Origin of the sequence: Roseibium sp., assembly GCF_965216085.1 — a bacterium.
In the GTDB taxonomy this organism is placed as follows: Bacteria; Pseudomonadota; Alphaproteobacteria; order Rhizobiales; family Stappiaceae; genus Roseibium.
In genome coordinates this window covers 5,660,356-5,676,908 of record NZ_OZ244138.1, presented here as the reverse complement: position 1 = coordinate 5,676,908, position 16,553 = coordinate 5,660,356, and the positions used below count along the sequence as shown (strand labels likewise).

The following is a 16,553-nucleotide window of genomic DNA, read 5'->3' as shown; positions in this document are numbered from 1 at the left end:
TATGGTAAAATCTGCCAAGCGCGAGAGGCGCGCCAAAGACCATGCTGGGGGGCAGGTTTAGGAGCCCCCATGAAACGCATTTCTATCATAAAAACTGTTGGCCTGGCTCTTTTTGCAGGCCTTTTCCTTCAAACCGTGCCTGCATCGGCAGGTTACGGATTTGATGTCGTGCATTTTTCAGCTGCTGCAATGCCGGGCGGTGAAACCACCAAACCGGGACCAGAGAACCAGATTTGGGGCCATCTTAAGCTGCCGTCTGGCAACGGGCCGCATCCGGCCATTGTCTTGATGCATGGCTGCAGCGGGATCCAGCAATCGCATTTCGATTGGGCGGATAAGCTAAATGATGCGGGGTTTGCGGCGCTGATCGTCGACAGTTTCCGCCCGCGCAGCATTGTCCGCCAGTGCGGCAGCGGCATTGCGGCCGCATCTCCATCCGGCCGTGTGCTGGATGCTTATGGCGCGCTTCAGTATCTTTCAAAACAGTCTGACATCGATGCGGACCGGATCGGTTTGATCGGCTGGTCCCATGGTGGCATCGCGGCACTGTCAGCCGTCAGTGAAAACGGTATCGGCGAAAGATTTCCAGAAACATTCCAGAGTGTTGCGGCGTTTTATCCGTATTGCATTACCGGACGGACTTTCTTCCGTCCTGTCTCAATATTAATTGGCGAAGAAGATGACTGGACCCCGGCGGCCGATTGCCGGAGGCTGAAGGCTGGAACGGAAAACACCGAGCATGAAGTCGACTTGACTCTTTTGCCAGGTGCTACCCATGCCTTTGACAATCCGGATGTGGGCGACGGAATCCGCATTCCAGGAGATACTGGGCGTATGCACTGGCTCAAATACGCGCCGGATGCGCATGAAACGGCCATTCAGACGATACAAGTGTTCTTTGAAGAAAAACTCTAGCCACCGCCGCCGAAGAGGTTGCGCAACAAGTTCAGCGGGCCTCTTCGTTCCCCACTGTCGCCGAGCGGTGCTGGCGGAATGGGTCCGCTTTCTGCCTCGGTGTTGGACGGCGGAGCAACGGGACGTTTCGGTGCGGACACAGAGACGGGCACGTTTGGTACGCCTGGAAGATCGGCGGCAGGCAGTTTCGCGTGTGCTTTGTCCATCACCTCTTTCCAAACAACGGCTGGCAATTTGCCGCCCGACGCTTTTTTCGTTGGCGAATTGTCGTCGTTACCGAACCAGACCGCGGTGGTCATGTTGCCCGTATAGCCAATGAACCAAGCATCGCGGAAATCCTGACTGGTGCCGGTTTTTCCGCCAGCCGGCCGGCCGTTTTCCAGCCTGGCTTTACGCCCGGTGCCGGTCAGGAGGGTTTCCGACATCATTAGGTTCATGTTACCGACATCGCGCCGCTCGACCACACGGCCGCGTCCATCACCGGCCCGGGAATAGAGCGTTTTACCGTCAACAGTTTTGATCCGCCGGATGATGTGCGGCAGAACACCATAACCACCATTTGAAAACGGAACATAGGCCGCGGCAATTTCCAGTGGTGTGACTTCAGATGTTCCAAGCGACAACGATAGGTTTCGCTTCAAATCCGAATTGACGCCGAGGCGTTTGGCTGTGGAGGCCACATTTCCGGCGCCAACCTCATAGGCAAGCCGGGCGGCCACTGTGTTGAGCGACAGACTCAAGGCACGCGTCAGGGTCACGGGCCCATAGTATTGTTTGGTATAGTTTTTCGGTGACCAGCCGCCAATTGTGATCGGTTGATCTTGGCGCACGGTTTGCGGAGTCATGCCGTTTTCCAGCGCAGCCAGATAGACAAACGGTTTGAACGAAGATCCCGGCTGGCGCTTGGCGTAAACGGCTCTGTTGAACTGACTTTTCGAATAATCGGCCCCGCCAACCATCGCTTTGACGGCACCGGCTGTATCGATGGTGACAATCGCGCCCTGTGAAACCCCGAACGTTTGACGGTTGTCCTTCAAGGCCTGGCGGAGTGCGGTTTCCGCAGCGCTTTGGATTGCCGGATCGATGGTGGTGTCGACAATGATGTCGCCTTCGATTGAGCCAACAAAATGCGGCAGCACATCCATCACCCAATCAGCCGCATAGTTTTCGCTAGCGGTGGTGTGCCGGCGGACGACTTTTGCAGGGGCCGCGAGCGCGTTCTTGGCTTCTTCGGCACTGATGTAACCTTCTTCGTGCATGGCTGCGAGAACGAGCTGCGCCCGATCTTCTGCCAAATCCGGGTTACGCGCGGGGGAATAGCGCGATGGTGCTTTCAAAAGGCCGGCAATTATCGCGGATTCGGCAATCGTCATAAGCCGTGCGGATTTTCCATAATAGCGGCGGGCTGCAGCATCAACGCCATAGGCACCGGACCCGAGGTAAACCCGGTTCATATACATCTCCAGGATTTCATCCTTGGAGTATTCAGCTTCAAGCCAGAAGGCGAGCACCAGCTCCTGGATCTTCCGTTTGATCGTCCGGTCCGGCTCTAAGAAGAGGTTCTTTGCCAGCTGCTGGGTCAAGGTGGACCCGCCCTGAACCAGCCGTCCGGTGGTCAAGTTGGTTACCAGCGCACGTGTCAAACCGAGGGGATCGATGCCGAAATGCGATCGGAACCGCCGATCTTCGATGGCAATGACGGCATTCGGCAAATACGGCGGCAATTGTTCCAGCCGCACGGCTTCACCGCCGGTATCGCCCCTATTTGCAAGCAACTGGCCATTCGAGGCAACGATCTTGATGTTCGGTGGACGGCTTGGAACCTGCCATTCTGAGGTTGGCGGAAGGAAGGCGGCATAATAGCCGATCACACAGACCACAGCGATCGTGGCCCAGATGCCGAGAACAGCGCCCCAATAAACGCCGCGCTTGACCAGCCGGCCGAGGAACTGTGTAAACGACGACCGGGATTTGCGCTTTTGGCTCCGGCGTTTGGCTCCGGACCGGCCGCCGCGTCCACCGGACTTTCCGCCAGACGCTTTACCTTTGCCGCGCTGGGAGGTGGCTTTGGCGGATGACGGCTTTTTGGACTTTGATGATCCGGAGGATTTAGATTTCGGTTTAGCCTTGGTTCCGGATTTGGATTTTGGCCGGGATTTGCCGGATGGGCCACTGGGCCGGTCGTCCGGACGCAGCCGCAGGTCCAGCAGACTGCTGCTGGCCGCACCGAGTGTCGGCTCTACCCGTGCCTGGCGTTTCGCCCTTGGCGCCATCTATTACCGTCCCATACCAAGTGTCTGGCCAAGTGTCTGGAAAGCTCCAGATATCCCCGGTCATGATCCTAGAATGCGGCAATTTAAGGGGGCGTTAAGCCTTGCAGTTTTTGGCAGGGATTATGAGCGATTCGAGCCCGAATTAGGGGATCAGCTGGCGTAGCGGCTCGCGTCGGCACCGTAATAGTTGACGTACCTAGTGTTCAGTTCAGAAACCGGCATGACAATTAGGACATCTGTGGTGCCAAATTGATGGTCAACAACCGCGCCATCACCAATGAAGGCCCCGAGGCGCAAGTAGCCCTTGATCAGCGGCGGCAAAGCCCGCAAGGCTTCTTTTTGATTGATATCGTTTGCAGGTTGCCGGTTCATATCCACGAACCGGTCTTCGACCGCCCGAACCCGCCATTCTTCCGGTGCTCGGGCATGGTGATGTAGAAAAGACAGTTGGCCGGAAATCTCGTCAAGATCGGTCCCTTCAATCGACGCACAGCCGAGCATCACGTCGATCTTGTGACGCAGCACATAAGACCAGAGTCCGTGCCATAGCAGCTCGATCGTTTTTTTGTTCCGGTAGGGCTTAAGAACACAGGATCGGCCAAGTTCCATGAAACGTCTGCCCGGATTGGCGTCGATCAAGGCTTGGATGTCATATTCACCGGACGTATAGAATCCGCCATGTTGATCCGCAATTTCCTGCCGCAGCACCCGGTAGGTGCCGACGATTTCGGGCTTCAGGCGTCCGAGTTTGTTGCGCTTCAGTGAGGCATGATCAACGACGAGAAGATGATCGCAATAGGCATCGAAGGGATCGGCATCCCGGCGGGTTGCCAGAGCCTGCGCATCGGCAACGGCCGACATTTCTTCGTAGAAGACTTCGTAACGCAGCCGCTGCGCTTTTTTGACTTCCTTGAAGTTGCGCGCCATGCGCACCTCTAAAGAGCCGATACGGCCAAGGGTTTCGCCGGTTTTTACGGGTAACCGGACAACATTGCGCGGCATTACTGTTGCCGGACGCACTGCAGGCGTAAATTTCCGCACCAGTTTTCTGGGAGAAAATGGGTTCTGGCGCATATTGGACGGTCCACCCTTTGCCGTTTCAAATTGGAAACCCGCCTGCCGCCTTGATGCGGGAGTTCTCGACCGGGTTTCCTTGCCGGAACTTCGTTCATGATCCGGCAATCTAAAGATTGGTCATGCCGTAGATCATACTTTTCCGACAACTGAATGACATTGGGTTTTGGCCCATGTCTTTCAAGTGTAGCCTATATCACAAGGCGGACCTTGTGAAACCAATTGGCATATGGGGGCTTCAGACCTGTCAGCCAGTCGCTTTCATCCGGCTGATTTCGGCAAGGGCATCCGAGATGGCGTCTACAGACAGCGGCTTGGTCAGATATCCGGCAGCACCGACTTCAGTAGCGCGATCGCGCGCCTCCTTCATGACATCCGCTGTTACCATGAGTACAGGGACTTGGGGGCGGCCTGTTTTGTGCTCATCGAGCCGGATCTGTTTGATTGCGCTGATGCCATCTAAGCCGGGCATATGCAGATCCATCAAGATTGCATCGAAGGATCCGGTCGCTGCTTCCGCAACAGCCTTTTCGCCGTCGACCGCCATGACCGGCACATGACCGAGCTTGCGCAGCATGGCTTCGCTTAGAAGCCGGTTGATATCATTGTCTTCGGCGACCAACAGTCTCAAGGGGCGGCTCGGCACCGGATTGCGATTCGCCATGAACCCATTTTGAACCGGTTCCGCGCTGACATCCCAGGCATGGCCCGGCGACTCTGCATCCAAAAGTCCGGAGAAGACTTGAACCAGCGATTCGATGCGAACCGGGCGGATCAGATAGGCGGCGTAACCGGCTTCACGCAGATGTTCCAGGCGGTCCCGCTCTGGTGGTGAAATCAGAACCACAGCCGGAGCGGCACAGCCACTCAAATGGGCTGTGGCAAGCCAGCCCGCGCTGTCGGACAAGGCGGCGTTGTCGACAACAATCAGATCAGCGCGCATCAGTGCATCGTCGAGCCCCTCACTGCCAGGTGCCAGAACCGATACCTTCGCATCGTGGCTGGCAAGCCGCCGGGCAAGCAGCGGACATTCAATCTGGCTGGTGGTGACAAAAACGATGTCCTTGTCGCCGAATTTGTCGAGCCTTGTATCCGCTCTGCCATTCAAGCTTTCGGGGATCGGCAAAGAGACTTCAAACAGCGCTCCACCGCCCTCAGCCGGTTTTGCGGTTATGCCGCCGCCCATCAAACGCGCAAGGCGCTGGGCAATCGCCAAACCTAGGCCGGTTCCACCGAATTTTCGTGCAGGACCGTGATCGACTTGTTCGAACTCCTGGAACAGCCTTTCAGCCTCGTCGGCACCGAAACCGATCCCAGTGTCGCGAACAATAAGATCGATGAAACTGCCACCCTCCGGTTTTTGCCGGCCGACGAGCTCGACAGCAACACCACCGGTATCTGTGAATTTGACGCCGTTGCCGATCAAATTGAACAGAATCTGGCGGACGCGGGTCGCGTCCAACGTGACATTTTCCGGCAGGCGCGGATCGATCATCGTTCCAATTTCGAGGTCTTTTGCGTGGGCTTTGGGAGCCAGCAATTCAACAACGCTTTCCGCCAGGGCTCCGACCTTGACCGGAACCGCATGGATATCCAGTTTGCCGGCCTCGACCTTAGAAAAGTCCAGAACTTCATCGATGAGCAAAAGAAGTGTTTCGCCGGAGGTTTCCAGAGCTTCGATATAAGCGCTTTGCTCCTTGGTCAGTCGGGTGTCGCGCAGCAGTGCCGCCATGCCGAGAACACCATTCAAAGGTGTCCGGATCTCATGGCTAACGGTGGCCAAAAACCGCGATTTCGCCTCGTTGGAACTTTCCGCTGAATGCCGGGCAGCCAGCAACTCCTCTTCTATGAGGCGGCGCTCGGTGACATCACGAAGAACCGTCTGAACAAGCTGGCGGTCGGTGGCCGTATCGCGGACAGGAATGTCGATCCGCGAAAACCAACGCTCACCCTGTGCTGTTTTCAAGTGGAGGTCACCAAATCCAATGCCTTCGCAGGCTTCTTCCGGTGCATCCAGGTCAAACAATTCGCGGCTTGCTTGATGAATGATCGGCAATTGCATCGAACTGCCCGGTTGAAGCGCATGGCCTGGCCCGAAAACATCTTCAGCTGCTGAATTGGCATAAGTGATTGTGCCGTCTTGATCCCGTCGGATAACCACATCACCAAGCGTTCCGAGAATGCTGGCGTGGCGTTCATCGGACTCACCCAATTCCCAGGCCCGGTCCTCCAGTTCCTCACAGCGGGCCATCAGGCGGCGGATCTTTTCATCCTTGTGCTGCAAAGAGCGGATGGACCGGTGCATATCGTCAGCAAACAGCCGCCATACGGCCAGTCCGCCCGCGAAAAACGCCAGTCCCACACCAAAGAACCGGTTAACCCCTTCGGTTGCGACGAGGAAGAGAGCAGCAATCAGTCCGACGACCAGGCCCACAGTCGCAAGGGTTTGCAGAGCTTTGGCCGGAGCGGTGACAGGAATGTCCGTGGCACGCCGCCCGGGTCCAACCTCCGGCCCGATGTCCTCATCCACATCGATCTCAGCAGTCCGGTCTAAACCGGTGTTGATGACAGCCCCGTCCAGATCCGCAGTGCCGGTTTCTGGAAGTGTTGCGGCGTGCTTCAAAGCAGCATTTTCGGTGGTGCTCTGTTCCGCGATCGGAGCCGCTTCCTGCCCGGAGCTGGCTGCCTGCTTGCTGGTGTAACTGCCCAAGAACCCTACTCTCTACAAGTTCATTTGTAGCTAGAGTGCAGGTAAATCTTTGAAAAAACGTTTCATTGGCAGTTATGCTGAGGTCGTATGTCTCCCTAGGAATTATCCTGAGTCACCTGTTTAGACATCAGGTGAGCTTGGCGAAACTGGCTCCGTGCAGATTAATGATTGTCCCGTGGCAGGCCTTTGTTGGCGACATCCTGGTATTTAACCGCAGGTTCCAGAACCATACCCTTATCGAATTGGGCAACCAAACCACGCTGGATTTCCTGCCAGGGCGTTTGGCTCTCGGCAACTTGAAAACCGCCGTTTGCTTCAAGATCGGCGCGGCGTTTGGCGAGTTCTTCATCTGAAATCAGGATATTTGCCGTCCCTTTGTTCAGATCAATCCGGACCTGGTCTCCGGTTCTGATGAGGGCCAGCCCGCCCATAGCCGCCGCTTCTGGAGCCGCGTTCAAAATGGACGGCGAGCCGGACGTGCCAGACTGGCGACCATCACCGATACATGGCAAGGCGGTGATGCCACGTTTGATTAGGGCCGTCGGCGGCTGCATGTTGACCACTTCCGCACCGCCTGGATAACCGATCGGTCCGGTGCCACGGACAAAAAGCATGCAAGTCTCGTCGATCTCCAGTGCAGGGTCGTCAATCCGGTCGTGATAATCTTCTGGCCCTTCAAAAACGATCGCCCGACCCTCAAAGGCTTCAGGATCATCCGGATTGGAGAGATAGCGGTTGCGGAATTCCTCTGAGATCACGCTGGTTTTCATGATCGCACTGTCGAAGAGATTGCCCTTTAGATTGAGGAACCCGGCCTTTTCCAACATCGGGGCTTCGAACGGCTTGATGACGTCCGGCAGATCGGTGGTGATGCCGTCGCAGTTCTCCCGCATGGTTTTGCCGTTTGCGGTAACGACATCAGGATGCGGCAGTTTTCCATTGCGCAGTAGTTCGGAAATGACTGCAGGAACACCACCGGCATGGAAGTAGTCCTCGCCGAGATAGTCACCGGCCGGCTGCAGATTGACCAGCAGCGGCACATCATGACCGATTTCCTGCCAATCATCATTGGTGAGTTCAATTCCAAGATGCCGGGCAATGCCATTCAAATGGATCGGTGCGTTTGTTGATCCGCCAATGGCTGAGTTGACGACAATCGCGTTTTCAAAGGCTTGCCTTGTCATGATGTCTGAGGGTTTTTGATCCTCATACGCCATTTCAACAATCCGGCGTCCGGTCTCATAGGACATTCCGCCGCGTTCGCGGTAAGGCGCCGGAATGGCAGCAGATCCTGAAAGCTGCATGCCGAGGGCTTCAGCTAGTGAGTTCATGGTCGTCGCAGTGCCCATGGTGTTGCAGTACCCGACGGACGGGGCGGAGGATGCAACCAGATCCATGAAACCTGGATAATCGATCTCGCCGGCTGCCAGCATTTGCCGCGCTTTCCAGACGATTGTGCCGGAGCCGGTGCGCTCACCTTTGTGCCAGCCGTTAAGCATTGGACCAACGGAGAGTGCGATGGCTGGAATATTGACGGTGGCCGCGGCCATCAAACAGGCCGGTGTGGTTTTGTCACAGCCAATGGTCAGCACAACACCGTCGATCGGGTAGCCGTGGAGCAATTCAACCAGTCCAAGATAGGCAAGATTACGATCAAGCGTCGCTGTGGGCCGCCGGCCGGTTTCCTGAATGGGGTGGACTGGAAATTCAAAGGCAATTCCGCCTGCGTCCCGGATGCCTTCCCGGATCCGTTTTGCTAGCTCCAGATGGTGGCGGTTGCAAGGTGAGAGGTCGGAGCCTGTCTGCGCAATACCGATTATCGGTTTGCCGGACTGCAGTTCTTCGCGGGTAATGCCAAAATTGAGATACCGCTCAATATAGAGCGCCGTCATTCCCGGATTGTCTGGATTGTCGAACCAGGCAGCGGACCGGAAATTCGGCTTTTTGGTATTGCTCATTTGGCGCCTCACCCTCTGTATTTCTTACGGCGGAGATATTAAGCCGATAGATACAAGGGGGCAGCGGTTTTTGAAAGGTGTGCGAGTTAATTCGCAGCAATCAAAGCATTATTGACCACTTGCTGGGACCTGTCAGCGACTGAGAAGCGGGCAAAACCCCACAAAATGGCAAGGCTCACCGCAAAGAGCACCGGTGTTGCCGACAAAGGCAACAGCAATAGGCCACCGCAAATACCGCACATAACAGACAGACCGGACAAAAACCGACGGGCATGAGCTGCCAATGCGGTCCGTCGCATGGCAAGTTCTTTGAGCGCAGGAAAAGCGCCAATATCATCGGTGCTGCTGACTGCAAGCAATGTGGTTTCAGGAGCGGTTTCATCAGAAGCGCTGGGCCGGAAGGATCTGAGTTCAAAGGACGTTCTGTCCTGTGACAAGGTGAGTACCAGGGGGTTGTGGTCTTCCAATGTCCGGAAGGCCGCTTCGCTAGCAGATTCGCCGGGTTTGGGGTCCGCAACGGGCTCCAGGCCGAGCATTTCAGCAAGGGCTTGCCGGGTTTTTTCGCTATCGCCACTATAGAGCCAAGGCACCAGTCCTTCAGCCCGCAAGGCCATTCCGGCAACACCTGCATCCTGGCGCAACGTGCCTTCTAGCCCAAGCACACCGACGACCCGTCCACCGACGGCTACCCTGAGTACGGTCTTGCCATCAGCTTCAAGCGATTTGGCAATGGCATCAGCCGTGAAGCTGTCGATCTTGAGTTTGTTCAAAAGATCCGTTGTTCCAACAACAACCGTTTGACCGCCCAGAAGCGCCACAACACCTAAACCTGGGGCCGGATCTATCCGGTCCGGGTATTTCAGGTCGACCTGCCACTGTTCCGCCAATTGACGGAGCGCATGGGCAACCGGATGGTCTGAGCCGGCTTCGGCAGAGGCCGCAACAGCCAGAAGGGTTCTCGGATCGTTGTCGAAGGCCATCACATTCGTTACGGTCAGGGTAGGGCCAGACATGACGGCTGCTTTATCGATGACGATGTCACGTGCGGAGGCAACTTTGGTAAAGGTTCCTGGTGCCACATTGCGAAGGCCGGCGGCTTTGGCGGCCTCATGATACACCTTGTCGGCAAAGGCATTGATGCCATCAGCCAGATAGGGCCAGGACAGCAAGAGGCAGACAGCGCCGGCTATGGGAGCTTGGACCGGATCAACCGCGAGCCAAAGACCACAGCATAAAATGCTCAATTGGGAAGAGATGAATGCTTCCCGTGTGCCACACCGTTCACCGCGCGGCGGCAAAATCCAAACCGCCAGAACACGCAGGATCATCATAACGGCGGCACTGAAAGCCAGCAGATCTGAGGAAACTGTGCCGATGGCAGTAGGTAAGAAGCTCAGCGACGCGACGAGAAGCAGGCAGCTTGCAGCAAAAGTCAAAGTGCTCAGCCGCCGGCCGGCCGGGTCTGGGAACGAAAAAGCAAGACAAGAGGCAGCAAGCAGGCACGACAGGGCGCAAAGTGCGGGAACGGATATAGACCCGCTCAAGGGGCTGCTGCCGAGCAGGAGAGCGGGTGTTAAATCTGAGATCAGTGCTGCCAGAACAAAAATACATGCTGATCCGCCGAGAAAAAACATCCGGTAGAGCACGATGAGTGTTTGAGTTGGCATGGCCGCGACCTGTTGCATTTTCGTCCCTGTTGTTTGCGCTCTTCCCGAAGACTTTTGCCGGGTTGGCGAGCAGGAAACAAAAATGCGGGACGGCTAGAGCTGGAGCAATGCGACTAGCTGCGGCCCGATCTCTAAGTCGCTGAATACATCGGCATAATTGTCGATGCCGAAGACCTTACAGTGGCTTTCGGCTAAAGAATAAATATTCGGAAAATAAGTCATAATACGCAGAGTTTGTTTGTGAAATAGAAAATAAAAATCAGAAAAAAGTAATAACAAATTACAGCAAGAAAATGATTTTGATATCTGGTCAATAAATGGAATATATACGATATTCATAGTGAACAAATCTAAAAGAAATGAAAAAATATTAAATAAATGGGAATGATAGCGGTGTTCAGTATGTAAAAGGAAAGTACTGATATCACCCGGTGACTCTGACCGGCAAGAATTGCCGGGCTGCCACTCCATTGTGACTATCGAACGTCGGGAAAGAGGGAATCGGCGGGTCTGATGGAGTCAAGAGAGCGACTCGGGCGAATCTGAAAAAAGACTCAGAATCAGTGATTTATAGGTGAGATGCGCGCTGTCCCACGAGGTCGCGGGACAGCGTTTGTTCCAAAGGCCGGGTTAGGCGGTTTCCAGATTGGCCCGGGACAGCAGTTCCATGGACGGCATTAAGTTGAGGAGCTGCTGTGTGTATTCGTGCTGTGGAGCCTCAAACAACTGATCGCAGTCTGCGACTTCGCACAATTCGCCATTGCGCATGACACCGATGCGGTTGCACATCTGGCGGATGACGGCGAGGTCATGGCTGATGAACAGCATTGTCAGGCCGAGTTCTTCCTGCAAATCCTTCAAGAGATTGAGGATCTGTGCCTGGATCGAAACATCGAGCGCCGACGTTGGTTCATCGCAAATGAGGAACCGGGGCCGGGTCGCCAGCGCACGCGCAATGGAAATCCGCTGACGCTGACCGCCGGAAAACTCGTGCGGGAACTTCTGACCCGCCGCCGATCCAAGGCCAACGTGATCAAGCAGATCATCGACGATTTGACGGACTTCCGTGTTGCTGGAGGCCAGTTTGTGGAACTTGATCGGCTCAGCGATGATATCGCGGACCCGCATGCGTGCATTCAGCGACGAATATGGATCTTGGAAAATCATCTGCATCTGACGGCGCATCGCCAGAATTTCTTTCTGGTTCTTCAGTGACGTCAATTCCGTCTTGCCGAAGAGGATCGATCCGCCGCTCGGGTGATAAAGGCCAGTAATCACGCGTGCGATGGTGGATTTGCCCGAGCCACTTTCGCCAACGACGCCAAAGGTTTCGCCTTCATGAATATCGAAACTGACTTTTTTGACCGCATGGAAATACTGGCGCTGTGACGGGAAAATCGAACCCTTTGTTTCAAAGCGCATTTCTAGGTCGCGGATCTGGACAAGCGGACCGCTTACCTTTTCGTAGTCCCGGGACTGTCCGAGCCAATGGGTAGAGATGTCGATCTGCTTTTGCGGTGTGCCAGCCTTTTCGATGTAGTTGACCACCGGAAAGCGCTCCACCTTGATATCCGGGCGCGGAACGGCCGAAATCAGGCTCTGTGTGTAGGGGTGGACTGGGGCGCCCAAGACCTGATTGGTTTCACCGTATTCCACCAGCTCACCATGATACATCACCGCGACATGGTCGGTGATGTCGGCAATCACGCCCATGTCGTGCGTGATCACCAGCATGGCGACATTTCGTTCAGCACAGAGCTTTTTCATCAGCTCCAGAATTTGCGCCTGAATGGAAACGTCGAGTGCCGTGGTCGGCTCATCGGCAATCACCAGTTCCGGTTCGGCGCACAGTGCCAGCGCGATCACAACGCGCTGACGCATCCCGCCGGAGAACTGATGCGGATACTGTTTGATCCGTTCCGCCGGATTGGGAATGCCGACAGCATCAATGAGCTCGATGGCGCGTTGCTGGGCTTCCTTGGCCGAGAGTGGCAAGTGGGTCCGAATGGTTTCCACCAATTGGGATTCCACCGTCTGCAGCGGATCGAGCGAGGTCAGCGGATCCTGGAAGATCATGCCAATTTTGCGGCCGCGCAGTTTGCGCATTTTTTTATAAGGCAGCTCGTCGATCCGGTCGCCGTGAAGGTAGACCTCACCACCGGCAATATGACCAGGCTCCTGAAGGAGGCCGATCACTGCGTTACCGACAGTGGATTTACCGGCGCCGGATTCTCCGACAACACCAAGGATCTTGCCGGCTTCAACGCTCAAATTGACCCCGTCAACCGCAACAAAGACTGATTTGCGACCCGGGAACTCGACCCGAAGGTCTTTGATATCTAGGACGTTCACGGAAGCACCTCAGCGCAGTTTCGGGTTGAGGGCGTCACGCAACCAGTCGCCCAGAAGGTTGACGTTGAGCACCAGCAATGCCAGCGCAATACCCGGGAAAATCGCAATCCACCATTCCCCAGAATAGAGGAAGTCGTTGCCGATCGCGATCAGGGTGCCGAGCGACGGCTGGGTGGGCGGCATGCCGACACCGAGGAACGACAGGCTGGATTCGGTCACGATTGCCAATGCCAGATTGATGGTCGCGATGACCAGAACCGGTCCCATGACGTTCGGCAGGATGTGGCGAGCCATGATGATGACTGACGGGATGCCAATCACCCGGGCGGCTTGCACATATTCCTTGTTTTTCTCCACCATCGTCGAACCGCGCACTGTCCGGGCATATTGCACCCAGAAAGACAAGGCGAGCGCCACGATCAGGATGTAGAACGCAAAAACTTCGCGGTCGATTCCGCCAAAGATACCTGCCGCGACACCATCGATCAGAAGCGCAATCAGAATTGCCGGGAAGGTGAGCTGAACATCGGCGATCCGCATGATGATGGCATCGACCCGGCCACCCATGTAACCGGCAACCAGCCCAGCTGTGATGCCAATGACGGCTGCCGCGAGAACTGAGCAGAAGCCGACAATCAGCGAAATGCGCATACCATAGAAGATGCCGGACAAGAGATCCCTGCCCTGATCATCGGTTCCCAAGAGGAAGCGCGGATCGGAAAACTCCATCCAGACCGGCGGAACCCGGGCGTCCAGAATAGATATTGTTGCCAGATCGAAAGGATTGTGCGGGGCGACCCAAGGCGCGAGAAACGCCAGCAAGAACAGCAGCAGTGTCATAAATGCTGCGACGACGGTTACCTTCGAGCGCAGGAACGAGTGGAAGATATCGGTGTCGATCATCTTCGCCAGCCGGCCTTGCGGTGCGGAGTTTGTGTTGGAGACATCAGCCATTTTCAAGTCTCCTTATGGCCGGCCGACCCGCAGACGCGGATCGATGAAGAAATAAAGGATGTCGACGATGAAGTTGATCGCAACGAACAGGAATGCGGTCAGCAACAAGTATGCGGACATGATCGGGATATCGACGTTCTGAACAGCCTGCAGGAACATCAGTCCCATGCCCGGCCATTGGAAGACGGTTTCGGTAATGGTGGCGAACGCGATGATCGCGCCCAACTGAAGACCAGTGATGGTGATCACCGGCACCATTGTGTTTTTCAACGCGTGGCGGAAGTTGACAAGCCGGTCCGGCAGGCCGCGTGCGCGCGCGAATTTGATATAATCGGTCCGGATGACTTCCAGCATTTCGGCGCGGATCAGACGCATGATCAAGGTCATCTGGTACATGCCAAGCGTTACCGCTGGCAGGATCAGGGCTTTCAGACCGGATACAGTCAAAAAGCCGGTCGTCCACCAGGAGCCGACCTGAACCACGTCGCCGCGGCCAAAGCTCGGCAGCCACTGCAAAGTCACTGAGAAGAGGAAGATCAGCAAAATACCGATGAAGAAGGTCGGCAGCGAGATCCCGACCAGGGAGACGGACAAAAACAGCTTTGAGATGGGCGATTCCCGGTTGAGACCGGCATAGATGCCCATTGGTATCCCCACGATGAGAGCGAAGATAAAGGAGGCAAAACTGAGCTCAAGTGTCGCTGGAATGCGCTTGGCAAAGAGCTCGGAAACCGGCTGGCGGAACTGATAGGATGTGCCGAAATCAAATTGTACGGCTTTGCTGATGAAGCGGTAGAACTGCACCGGGACGGGATCATTCAATCCCAGCCGCTCGCGCAATGCTTCGCGTTCCTCAATTGATGTCTCGATCCCGACCATCTGATTGACCGGATCCCCGACATAACGGAACATGGTGAAGGCGAGCAGGGCCACCACCAGCATGACAATCATCGCTTGTATCAAACGACGTGTTGCAAAACCTATCATTTCGGCTCTTTACATTTTGGCAAGAAAAGACGCCCCCGGAAGTACCGGGGGCGCTCGATTGTTTTAGACCGCTTACTTCTTTGTGACGAAGCGGAAGTGGAACTGGTTGTCCGCACGCTGGACAAGATCAACGTTGTCGGCAACGCCCCACGCCAGACCCTGCTGGTGCAGCGGGATGTAATAGGCGTTGTCATGGGAGATCTTGTAGGCTTCCGCGATCATGTCGTCGCGTTTTGCCGGATCGTTTTCAACCAGGATCTTAGCGGTCAACGCATCAATGTTCTGATCGCAGAAACCACCAAGGTTAAACGGAGAGCCTTTGCCAGCTTCGTCGCGGCAATGCATCAGGTTGGTAAGGATGTTGTAGCTGTCGAAGGAACCAGGGGTCCAGCCGAGCAGGTAGAACGAGGTGTCAAAACCACCGGATGCCAGAACCTTGGCGAAATACTTCGCTTTTGGCTGGGCATTGAGGTCAATCTTGACGCCAACACGGGCCAGCATCGCAGCAACTGCCTGACAGATCGATTCGTCGTTGACGTAACGGTCGTTCGGGCAGTCCATGCCAACGGAGAAGCCATCCGCATACCCAGCTTCAGCCAAAAGGTCTTTGGCAGCCTGCGGATCGTACGGATACCGTTCGAAGTCACCAGCTTTGGAGAACATGAACGGGGAGATCATGATGGCGGACGGTGTTGCAAGATTGCGCATCACCTTCTGCTTGATCGCCTCGATGTTGATTGCATGGTAGAACGCCTTGCGGACTTTTTCATCCTTGAACGGGTTCTTGCCCTTGACGTCGGAATAGAGCAGCTCATCGCGCATCTGGTCCATACCAAGGAAGATGGTACGCAGTTCCGGACCAGTCAGAGCAACAGTGCCGTCGTTGTCGTTGATGCGTTTGATGTCCTGGATCGGGATCGGATACACCATGTCCATTTCACCGGACAGAAGCGCTGCAACGCGTGTCGCATCGGAGCCGATCGGTGTAAATTCAACAGTATCCAGATTGTGGGATGCGGTGTCCCACCAGCCGTCGTTCTTTTCATAGACGGATTTCACACCCGGCTCATGGCTCACCAATTTGAACGGGCCAGTGCCGTTTGCATTCAGTGCAGCATAGTTCGGTGTGGTGTCAGAGGCAGACGTGACTTTGACCGCGTCGTTGGCTTCGGTCCACTCCTTGTCCATGATGTAGAACGTATCCCACTCATAGTGCAGGATCGGGTTCGGACCGGTCAGGACAAAATCGACAGTGTAGTCATCGACGATTTCGACTTTGGCATCACCCGGAACGCGGGTGGTGAGGTCGGAACCTTCAGAGCGTACACGGTCGACAGAGAAGGCAACGTCAGCTGCTGTGAAGTCATTGCCATTGTGGAACTTGACGCCCTTACGCAGGTGGAAACGCCAGCGGTTCGGCTCAACAACTTCCCAGCTCTCGGCCAGGCTCGGTTCGATTTGAAGGTCCGCGCCGCGGCGGGTCAAACCTTCATAGGTATTGCCAAGTGCGGAGAGCGTGAATGTTTCGTTGAGGCTGTACGGGTCCAGGGCATTCAGCGTGCCTTGGAACGCAAACTTCAGTGTTTCCGCCTGCGCGGCAGATGCCACGCCAAATGTTGCTACGACCGCAGCAATCATTTTGGTTTTGGTTTTCATAGTCCCC

Annotated in this window: 10 protein-coding genes; 1 reads left to right on the top strand and 9 read right to left on the bottom strand. The window is 55.6% G+C overall.

All coding sequences use genetic code 11. The features are described from left to right. The first annotated feature begins 69 nt into the window (after positions 1 to 69). Entirely contained in the window at positions 70 to 915 is an 846-nt protein-coding gene (locus ACOOFE_RS26410) for a dienelactone hydrolase family protein (protein ID WP_420412775.1), read from the top strand. Here the strand turns inward: ACOOFE_RS26410 and ACOOFE_RS26405 are convergent. The 9 genes from ACOOFE_RS26405 to ACOOFE_RS26365 all read right to left on the bottom strand — a co-directional run bounded on the left by ACOOFE_RS26405 (position 912) and on the right by ACOOFE_RS26365 (position 16,546). Next, a complete protein-coding gene (locus tag ACOOFE_RS26405) occupies positions 912 to 3,188 on the bottom strand; it encodes a transglycosylase domain-containing protein (RefSeq protein ID WP_420412774.1) in 2,277 nt (758 codons plus the stop codon). The two genes, ACOOFE_RS26410 and ACOOFE_RS26405, sit on opposite strands and share 4 nt — an antisense overlap. A gap of 150 nt (positions 3,189 to 3,338) precedes the next feature. Continuing rightward, positions 3,339 to 4,262, bottom strand: coding sequence for a GNAT family N-acetyltransferase (locus tag ACOOFE_RS26400; RefSeq protein WP_420412773.1), 924 nt, complete (start codon positions 4,260 to 4,262; stop codon positions 3,339 to 3,341). A gap of 247 nt (positions 4,263 to 4,509) precedes the next feature. Beyond that, positions 4,510 to 6,972, bottom strand: coding sequence for a response regulator (locus ACOOFE_RS26395; RefSeq protein WP_420412772.1), 2,463 nt, complete (start codon positions 6,970 to 6,972; stop codon positions 4,510 to 4,512). A gap of 161 nt (positions 6,973 to 7,133) precedes the next feature. Further along, complete coding sequence (locus ACOOFE_RS26390; RefSeq protein WP_420412771.1) at positions 7,134 to 8,930, bottom strand: IlvD/Edd family dehydratase; 1,797 nt, start codon at positions 8,928 to 8,930, stop codon at positions 7,134 to 7,136. 86 nt (positions 8,931 to 9,016) lie between these two features. After that, positions 9,017 to 10,597: an HAD family hydrolase gene (locus ACOOFE_RS26385; protein ID WP_420412770.1), complete on the bottom strand. Its 1,581-nt coding sequence runs from the start codon at positions 10,595 to 10,597 to the stop codon at positions 9,017 to 9,019. Positions 10,598 to 11,227: 630 nt separating this feature from the next. After that, positions 11,228 to 12,949 carry an ABC transporter ATP-binding protein gene (locus ACOOFE_RS26380; protein ID WP_141184195.1) on the bottom strand — a complete coding sequence of 574 codons (1,722 nt, stop codon included), beginning with the start codon at positions 12,947 to 12,949 and terminating at the stop codon, positions 11,228 to 11,230. A gap of 9 nt (positions 12,950 to 12,958) precedes the next feature. Next, on the bottom strand, positions 12,959 to 13,903 hold the full coding sequence (locus ACOOFE_RS26375; RefSeq protein ID WP_141184194.1) for an ABC transporter permease: 945 nt from the start codon (positions 13,901 to 13,903) through the stop codon (positions 12,959 to 12,961). Between the two features lie 12 nt (positions 13,904 to 13,915). Then, complete coding sequence (locus ACOOFE_RS26370) at positions 13,916 to 14,890, bottom strand: ABC transporter permease (protein ID WP_420412769.1); 975 nt, start codon at positions 14,888 to 14,890, stop codon at positions 13,916 to 13,918. A 72-nt stretch (positions 14,891 to 14,962) separates the two neighbouring features. Next, positions 14,963 to 16,546, bottom strand: a complete 1,584-nt coding sequence (locus ACOOFE_RS26365) for an ABC transporter substrate-binding protein (protein WP_420412768.1) — start codon at positions 16,544 to 16,546, stop codon at positions 14,963 to 14,965. Positions 16,547 to 16,553: the final 7 nt, after the last annotated feature.